The sequence below is a fragment of the Nonomuraea sp. NPDC004702 genome (genome assembly GCF_053601695.1).
On sequence record NZ_JBSGCE010000039.1, the window covers coordinates 97,670 to 106,153 of the forward strand.

The window sequence follows — 8,484 nt, forward strand, 5'->3', positions numbered from 1 at the left end:
TCTGCTTACGGAGGGGCAATGGGGGGCGTCGAGCTGGCTCGACCGCTGTACTTCTGGCTCGGGTTCCTGGCCACGGTGGCCGGGGTCGTGCTGCATCTGCCGATGTACCTGCACGGCGCCGACATGCACTACCGCCTGGCGGGCATGCCGATGGACCTGCCGATGACGATCGGCATGGCGCTGATCGTGGCGGGGCTGGCGGTCACGGCGTACGGGCTGATCCCGCCCGGCGCGCTGACGGCCAGACCGGCCGCCGAGGTACGCGTCCGCGCGCTGGACGACGCGCGCATGCGGCCGGCGCACATCGGGCTGATCGTGGTCATGTCGGTCGCGGTGATCATCGACGCCATGAAGCCGATCACGCTCGGTTTCGTCGCGCCCGGCATGGCCAAGGAGTACGGCCTGAAGTCCGCGCTCAACCCGGCCGGCGAGCTGCCCGTGGCGCTGCTGCCGCTGGCCGGGCTCACCGGGACGGTGCTCGGCTCGCTGCTGTGGGGCTGGATGGGCGACAAGATCGGGCGCAAGCCGTCGATCCTGTTCGCCGGGGTGCTGTTCATCGGCACCGCGATCTGCGGTGTCATGCCGGACTTCGAGTGGAACCTGGCCATGTGCGTGGCCATGGGGCTGGGCGCGGGCGGCATGTTGCCGATCACGTTCTCGCTGCTGGCCGAGACGATCCCGCCGCGGCACAAGGGCTGGGTGATGGTGCTCATCGGCGGCAACCTGGCGGTCGCCTACCTGGCGGCCAGCTGGCTGTCGGCGTCGCTGGCGCCGACGTTCTCCTGGCGGGTGCTGTGGCTGGTCGGGCTGCCGACCGGCGTGTTCCTCATCCTGCTCAACCGCTTCATCCCCGAGTCGCCGCGTTTCCTGCTCGCGCACGGCCGCGACGCCGAGGCCCGCGCGGTCCTGGCCAGGTACGGCGCGGCCGCCACCGCCGAGGAGGCCACCGCCGGCGTCGAGCGGGTGGAGGACGAGCACGCGGGCGGCTACTCGCGGCTGTTCCGCCGTCCGTTCACCGGGCTGACGGTGGCCGTCGTGGTCCTCGGGCTGAGCATCGGCCTGGTCACCTACGGCTTCCAGCTGTGGATCCCGTCCAACCTGCAGAAGCTGGGCCTGGACCAGCAGACGGCCGACCGGGCGCTGCGCGACTCGACGCTGCTGGGCCTGCCACTGATCTTCGTCTCGGCCGCCATGTACGGCCTGTGGAGCGCGAAGAAGACGATCGTCACGCTGTCGGCGCTGGTCGGCGTGGCGCTGGCGGTGCTGGCCTTCTCCGGCGAGACGCTGGCGCACGACCGTACCTGGCTGTACCTGCTGCTGGCCGGGCCGATCGTGGGGACGGCGACGATCGCCGCGGTGCTGGCCGCCTACAGCTCGGAGATCTACCCGACCCGGGTGCGCTCGCGCGGCTCCGGGCTGTCGGCGGGGATGGGCAAGGCCGGCGGCGTGGCCGTGACCGCCGTGCTCGTGGCCGGGGCGGCGGCGCCGTCGATCGGCACGACCGCGCTGCTCGGGGCGGTCCCGCTCATCCTGGCGGTGGTGGCGGTGCTGGCGTTCGGGGTCGAGCCGGCGAAGGGCGCGGCCGGCGACCCGGCCACGCCCGCCGCCGCCTCGACAGGGGCCTGAGGGCGCCCTGGCGTTCACCGGGGCCTGACGCCCAGGGCGCCGGGGAGTTCACGGGACGCGTGCCACGGCGCCGTACGTGCCCGACGAGCTCGGCCGGCCGGAGCAGGCGGCGCCGTGGTCGTCGGGCCGCCACTCCGGAACCCACACCAGCCCAGGATCGACCAGCACCAGCCCGTCGAGCAGCGCCGCCACCTCCTGCCTGCCGCGGATCGCGTGGCCGGGCAGCGTCATCGCCAGCAGGTCCCGGACCGCCGGCAGCAACTCGCCCGGCACGCCGTCGAAGGTGGTCTGCAGCAGCGATAGGTAGCTGCCCTCGGACGCCGCCCGGCGGACCCGCTCGATCACGTAGTGGACGTACTCGTCGTCGGCCAGGCTGTGGACGGACAGCAGCAGCACGGCCACGGGACGGTCCCAGTCGAGGAAGGCGCGCACCACCCGGTCGTCGAGGATCGCGTCGATCTCGCGCACGTCGCCCTCGACCACGCGGACCAGATCGGTGCCCGGCTCGATGGTGGCCCGCGCGCCGGCCAGCACCATCGGGTCGTTCTCCACGTAGACCACCCGGGCGGGCACGCCTCCGGAGCCGCCGTGGCAGCCCGCGGCCACGTCGTGCAACCGGCCGCCCGGAGGCAGGCCGCTGGGCACGCCGCTGCCCACGACGACGAACTGGTCCACGCCTTCGGCCGCCAGATGCCGGACCACGCGCACCAGGAACTGCAGCACGGCCCGCGCGGCGGTGGTCGTCACGGACGCGGCCTGGTCATATCGGCGTACCAGATCGCGGTCGGCCGAGAAATTGTTCTTCCCGCCCGCGGCCGCGTCGAGCACCCGGGTGGTCATGGCTCGGGTCATCTCCAGCTTCGCCAAGTTACGGATGGCACGCAGACGCATTGAGTGTTGCCCCTTTCCCCTCGCCCACTATCTCGGGAAAAGCCGGTCCTTTCGGACCCCACTCGATGACCCAGACCTTATGATCCTCGTTGCACGCCGGAAGACAACAGGAAAAGCATGAATTCTGCGGAAATATGCCTTACCTGAATGGCGCCGGCCGGAGATCATTTCGCTGTCGAGCGCGACAGGCGTTCGCGGTGGGACTCCAGCACCTCGTACGTCTCCTCGCGGGTGGTGGTCGTCACCGACAACTTCGTGAACGCCTGGTGGTAGGTCTCGACCGCGGCGGCGTCGGTGATCAGCTCGTCGGCCTCGACGCCGTGGGCGCAGGCGACGTCGGGCTCGAACGCCTCGGCGAAGCGCCAGAGCGTGAACGGGCCGGTGCGGGGCACGTACGCCGGGTCGTCGATCGGCACGACGTGCAGCGAGACGTTGGGCCGCTTGGCGTGGTCGAGCAGCAGGTCGAGCTGGCGGAGCTGGGCGTGCGGGCCGACGATCGAGCGCAGCAGCACGGCCTCGTCGATCACCGCCCACAACACCGTGTCACCGGCCCCGGCCAGCGCCTCCTGCCGGGCCATGACCAGCGCCAGGGCCTCCTCCACCGACGACTGCCCGAGCGTGGCCGGCCCGGCCACGGTGATCGCGGCCCGCGCGTAGTCCTCGGTCTGCAACATCGGCGGGACGAACTGGGGATGGTACGTGCGGATCACCGTGGCCCGCTGCTCCAGCGCGTAGGCCGTGGCCAGCCAGACGGGCACCGACTGGGCGTCGTACCAGGCGGCCTCGCGCTCGCCCCTGGCCAGCGAGAGCACGTACTCGCGGACGGGCGGGGCGGTGACGCCGTAGAGGCCGAGCAGGCGCTCGACCGTGATCGGCGTGGGCGCGAGACGGCCCTCCTCGATCGCGGGGATCGCGGCGGCGCCCTTGCCGAGCGAGCCCTCGACCTGCTCGACCGAGAGCCGCACGCCCATGCGCAGGCCGTGCAGCCGCTTGCCGAGCGCGCGGCGCTGTGAGTCGTTGAGCGGCGTGGCGGCCTCGGGGATCTCGGCCGCCGGCTCCGGCTCGCCCGGCAGCCCCTCGGCCCGGCGCGCCAGCTCGACCACGCCGCGCAGGACGGCCAGCGACCCCTCCGACAACCCGGAGGCCGACAGGCCGATCGCGGCCGCCCGCAGTTGCAGGTCCTCGACCGCGCCGGACTCGTAGTGCTCGTCGCCCACCAGCCAGCCCACGCTCACCTGGAGGCAGGCGGCCAGCGCCCGCAGCACCTGGAGGGTGGGGTTGGTCTGCTTGCCGGTGCGCAGCTGGCTGACGTAGGCGCGCGTGATGGGTATGCCCGCCTCGGTGAGGGCGGAGGCGACCTGGGCGCCCGTGAAGCCGCGCTTGGTCAGCGCGAGATCGAGCCGTTCGGCGAAGTTCGCCACGGCGCACCTCCTACCGCCCGTGAACTTTTCCCAGCCTAAGGTACGAGACCCCCACTGTCCCCTGCCACGCGGGCCAGCTCTGCCCGGCGGGTAGGTATCAACTTATTCGCAAAGTGTGAGTTGACATAGCCCCTCTTTCCAGCACAGTATCGGAGCGCGTGGTAACTGTGGCTTAACAGCCCGGACGATTCGCGAGAGTCTCCGGCAAGGAGGTGGCCGGACGTGACCATGGACTCCCTCGACGGCTCACGCTTCCTGGAGGATCCGGTCTCCCGGGGGCAGCAGCAGGTCGTCCGGCGCATCTGCGCGCGGGTCGCCGGCCCGCTGACGAGCCGCGACGTCCAGGTCGCCGAGCTGCCGCTGGGCGGGGTCGAGATCTGGCTGGACAGCCCCCGTCACCGCTGGCGCCTGCACCACCGCATGGCCCGCGAACTGCGGCTGGCCGGCTGGCACACCGAGCCGGGCCCCGACCGGCTGCTGCTGCTCGGCTGGAGCGCGGTCTGCCTGGGCCACCGCGCCAGGATGCTGGGCGCGGCCCTGTCCGGGCGGCTGGCCCACTTCGACCGCACGTCGTTCGCGGCCGTCATGATCGCCACCCGGCTGCGGCACGAAGGGCTGCCCGCCGCCGAGCTGCCCGCCGCGGTGGTCGAGCGCTGCCGCGACGCGCTGCGCTGGCCCGTCCGGCTGGCCGACCTCGACGGGCTCGAACGCCGGTCGTCGCTGGAACCCATCAGGCTCAGGCTGGCCCAGGTGGCCGGGCTGGAGTCGACGGTGAGCCGGCGCTGCGCCGAGCACCTCGCGCTGGCCGCCAGGGTCGCGCGCACGGTGGCCGGCACCGCGCCGCCCGCCCGCTCGCGCGCCTCGGGCCCGCGCGCGGGGCTGACCGAGCGCATGGTCTGCGTCAGCGTGCCCAACAGGGCCGCCGCCGTGCTCGACCCGGAGACGGCGCGATGACGCCGCTCCCCCTCCCCCGCCGGGCCTCGCCGCCCACCGGCCCGCCCGCACCACCCGCGCCGCGCGCGGCCGTGCCGGCGGCCCTCATGCGGCCGGCTCCGGCGCTACCCCATCCCTCCGGCACCGTGCGTCACGTGCCCGACAAAGTCGGCACGGTGCTGTCGGCCGGCGCGGTAGCGGCTGGCGTGCCGGCCAAACCAAGGGGTAGTGCCTGGGGCCGGCTTTCCTCGCGGCCGTCCGCCCGTGATCGGGCGGCGGCCTCCCCGACCGGGGAGGCGGGCCCGCCCGGCTCCCCGGCCGGCGCCACCGGCACGGCGGCGACGCCGGGCGGGACGATCGGCGTGACGGGCGCCACGGCTCTGATCGACCGCCCCCTCAGGGGGCCGGCGCCCGCGTGGGCCCCCGTGCCGGTGGCCATGACGTCAGCGGGCCGCGCCCGGCCCGCGTCACCCGGATCCGCGACCGACAGGAGTGATCATGCTCACCGACGAGATGTCCAGGCGGCAGCCGCACGAGGTGCACGCCCGGGGCGCACGGCCCCAGCCCGCCGAGCCGAGGGGCGAGGGCCGGGACGAGCCGTCGCGGGCCGAGGCCCCGGCGCGCACCGTCCACCGGCTGCGCCGGATCCGGCAGGTGTCCGTGCAGGCGATCGGCGAGATCGACCAGGCGCTGGCCTGACCGTCATGCGGACGGTCCCCGACCCGGAAGGTGCGAGATGAGCCGCGGCAGGGTGGGCGTGATCGTCGCCCCCGCCAATCCCTCGGCGGAGCCCGAGCTGACCCGCCTGCTCGGCTCGCGCGCCGACATGCACGTCACCCGATTCCCCGTGCACCGGGGAGTGTCGCTCGCCGAACGGCTGGAGAGCTACAACGAGGCCCTGCCCGGCATGGTCTGCGCGTTCGACGGCCTGCCGCTGGACGCCCTGGTCATGGCCTGCAGCGAGTCCCGCTACCTGCTGGGCCCCGACGACGACGCCGACCAGTGCGCGCGGCTGTCGGCCTCGACCGGCGTGCCGTTCGCCTCCTCCACGCAGGCCACCAGGGAGGCGGTGGAACACGTCGGCGTGAGCGACATCGTGCTGGTCTCGCCGTACCAGCCGTGGCTGACCGAGCTGGCCGAGCGCTTCTGGAAGACGGCGGGGCTGAACGTCACGCAGGTCGTGCAGGTGCGGGCGGCCAAGGGCGGCTACTCCTCCTACGCGGTCACCCCGGCCGAGCTGATCACCCAGGTCGAGCGGGCCGAGGTGCCCGGCGACGCGGTGCTGCTGTTCACCGGCACCGGCATGGCCACGCTGCCCGTGCTCGGGCCGCTCAGCGCCGGCAACGACCGCACGCTGCTCACGTCCAACCTCTGCACCGCCTGGTGGGCCCTGTCGCGGGCCATCGGCGAGCACGTCACGCTCAGCCGCGTGCCCTACCGCCGCCACATGGCGGAGCAGGGGAGGCGCCCCGCATGAACGGCGTGATCGTCGTCGGGGCCGGCCCGGCGGGGCTGACCGCGGCGCTCTCGCTGGCCAGGGCCGGGATCCCGGTCACCGTGCTGGAGCGGGAGAACGAGCTCGCCGGGCAGGCGCGGGCCTGCACCTTCCATCCGGCCACGCTCGACCTGCTCGACGAGCTGGGCGTGGCCTCGCAACTCGTCGCCAAGGGCCGCGTGGTCGAGCGGGTGCAGTGGCGCGACCGGTCGGGGATCGTGCTGGCCGAGATGGGCATGAACCGGCTCAACGGCCTGACCAAGCACCCGTTCAGGATCCACGCCGACCAGGCCGCGCTCACCCCGCTGCTGCTCGCGGCCCTCAACGCCTACCCCGACGTGGACGTGCGCTTCGGCACCCGCGTCGACGGGGTCTCCGAGGGCGGCACCGGCATCCGCGTCCGCGTCGGCCAGACCTGGACGCGGGCCCGGTACATGATCGCCGCCGACGGCGGCCACAGCACGGTGCGCGGCTCGCTGGGGCTGCCCTTCCCCAGGTCGGCCTACCCGACGCAGGCGCTGCGGGTGTTCACCGACTCGCCGCTCGACCGGCTGCTGCCGAGCCTGGCGCCGCTCACCTACGTCCGCGACGTGCAGCAGTCGTGCACGTTGCTCGCGCTGCCCGACCACTGGCGGATCATCTTCAGGATCCCCTGCGACGCCACCGAGCCGCTGTCCTCGCCCAACGTCTCGATGCTGGTCCGCCGCGCCCTGCCGGGGGCGAGCGGGCCCATCCACGTGACGGGCGCCGACCGGTTCGGGCTGTCCAGGGGCGTGCTGACCTCCTACCGCTGCGGACGGGTGCTGTTCGTCGGCGACGCCGCGCACCTGACCTCCACGGTCGGCGGCCTGAACATGAACGCCGGCATCCACGACGCCGTCGAGGTCGGCCAGGTGATCGCGGCCGTGCTCGGCGGCTTCGCGCCGCCCACCGCGCTGGAGGCGTGGGCGTGGCGGCGGCGGGCCGTGCTGCTGCAGCGGGTGATGCCGCGCGGCGAGACACGGCCGGCCGGCGTGCGCGAGCGCGACAGCGCCCGGCTGGCCGCGGCGATGGCCGGGCTGCGGGCCATCGCCGGCGACCCGGAGGCCACGCGGGCCTATCTCGCGCAGGCCTCGCTGCTCGACACCGTTCCCGGCTCCGCCGGTGGGGCCCGGCCCGTCTGACACCGCTGAGGAGGTGCGACACCGCATGTGGCGAACGCTCTCGGACGAAGCGCGCCAGGCCATCCGCGAGCTGTGCGACACGCACGGCTCCCGCCTCTACGACTACTGCCGCACCGAGCTGGCCGCGGGCGACGCCGAGCAGGCGGCCGCCGGCGCGCTGGTGTCCGCCCACCTCTACGCGGACCGGCTGCGCGACCCCGCCCTGCACCGGCCCTGGCTCTACGCCCTGGCCCGCGCCCACCGCGCGTTCGTGGCCAAGCCGGCCAGCATCGGCTCCTGGTCGCGTCCGGGGCGGATGTCGGAGCTGCTGCCCGAGGCGCTGCTCTCCCTCGACCGCCCGCTGCGCGAGCTGCTCGACCTGTCCCTGCGCCACGGCCTGTCCGACGCCGAGCTGGCCACCGTCTTCAGCCTGAGCCAGGACGAGGTCAGCGCCGTGGTGGCGCGGGCGGCCGACGCGCTGGAGGGCTGGTTCGCCGCGATCATCGCCGCGCGCGGCCGTACGGGATGTCCTGATCTGACCACGCGGGTGGCGGCCTGGGTCACCTCGCCGGGCCGCCGGGCCCGCGCCCGGATCAGCCGGCACATCCAGGGCTGCGCCGCCTGCCGGGCCGCGCCCCGCACCATGTCGGCCGCCACGCTGCTGCGCCGGCTGCCGATCGCGGAGCTGCCCGGCACACTGACCAACCGGCTCGCCTCGGCGCAGCCGCTGCCCGGAGAGGGACCCCTCTGGCGGGCGGACGGCTTCCCCGTGCTGGCACGCACCCTGGTGGAGCCGCTCGCGGCCCCGCCGGGCGTGGGGGCGACGCCGATGCCCCCGGTCGCCGACCCCACGACGGCGACACCGGGAAACCCCTGGTCGGCGGGCCGGGTCGAGGAACTGCCTGGTCAGCAGGGCGTGGACGCGTTCGGCGGCGGCCGCGTCCGCCTCGCCGGCGACCGCCGTGGGATCGTTGAC

Annotated in this window: 7 protein-coding genes and 1 pseudogene; 6 read left to right on the top strand and 2 right to left on the bottom strand. The window is 74.1% G+C overall.

Features of this window, described 5'->3' with window-relative positions; translation table 11 throughout:
* Positions 1–18: 18 nt before the first annotated feature.
* Positions 19–1,626 carry an MFS transporter gene (locus tag ACWEJ6_RS36685; RefSeq protein ID WP_452429781.1) on the top strand — a complete coding sequence of 536 codons (1,608 nt, stop codon included), beginning with the start codon at positions 19–21 and terminating at the stop codon, positions 1,624–1,626.
* A gap of 48 nt (positions 1,627–1,674) precedes the next feature.
* Here ACWEJ6_RS36685 and ACWEJ6_RS36690 read toward each other — a convergent pair whose 3' ends face one another.
* Positions 1,675–2,493, bottom strand: coding sequence for an SAM-dependent methyltransferase (locus ACWEJ6_RS36690; protein WP_452429783.1), 819 nt, complete (start codon positions 2,491–2,493; stop codon positions 1,675–1,677).
* Between the two features lie 188 nt (positions 2,494–2,681).
* Positions 2,682–3,938 (bottom strand): Scr1 family TA system antitoxin-like transcriptional regulator, encoded by a 1,257-nt coding sequence (locus ACWEJ6_RS36695; protein WP_387663807.1) that lies wholly within the window; start codon positions 3,936–3,938, stop codon positions 2,682–2,684.
* 222 nt (positions 3,939–4,160) lie between these two features.
* On the opposite strand from ACWEJ6_RS36695, the gene ACWEJ6_RS36700 reads away from it, so the two are divergent.
* The 5 genes and pseudogenes from ACWEJ6_RS36700 to ACWEJ6_RS36720 form a co-directional block, all read left to right on the top strand.
* Positions 4,161–4,892, top strand: a complete 732-nt coding sequence (locus ACWEJ6_RS36700) for a hypothetical protein (RefSeq protein ID WP_452429785.1) — start codon at positions 4,161–4,163, stop codon at positions 4,890–4,892.
* 477 nt (positions 4,893–5,369) lie between these two features.
* A complete protein-coding gene (locus tag ACWEJ6_RS36705) occupies positions 5,370–5,570 on the top strand; it encodes a hypothetical protein (protein ID WP_358284467.1) in 201 nt (66 codons plus the stop codon).
* 37 nt (positions 5,571–5,607) lie between these two features.
* A complete protein-coding gene (locus ACWEJ6_RS36710; RefSeq protein WP_352358998.1) occupies positions 5,608–6,348 on the top strand; it encodes a maleate cis-trans isomerase family protein in 741 nt (246 codons plus the stop codon).
* On the top strand, positions 6,345–7,529 hold the full coding sequence (locus ACWEJ6_RS36715; RefSeq protein ID WP_387663801.1) for an FAD-dependent oxidoreductase: 1,185 nt from the start codon (positions 6,345–6,347) through the stop codon (positions 7,527–7,529). The genes ACWEJ6_RS36710 and ACWEJ6_RS36715 overlap by 4 nt, the downstream gene beginning before the upstream one ends.
* A gap of 25 nt (positions 7,530–7,554) precedes the next feature.
* Positions 7,555–8,484 (top strand): annotated as a pseudogene (locus ACWEJ6_RS36720) (hypothetical protein); the annotation flags it as partial.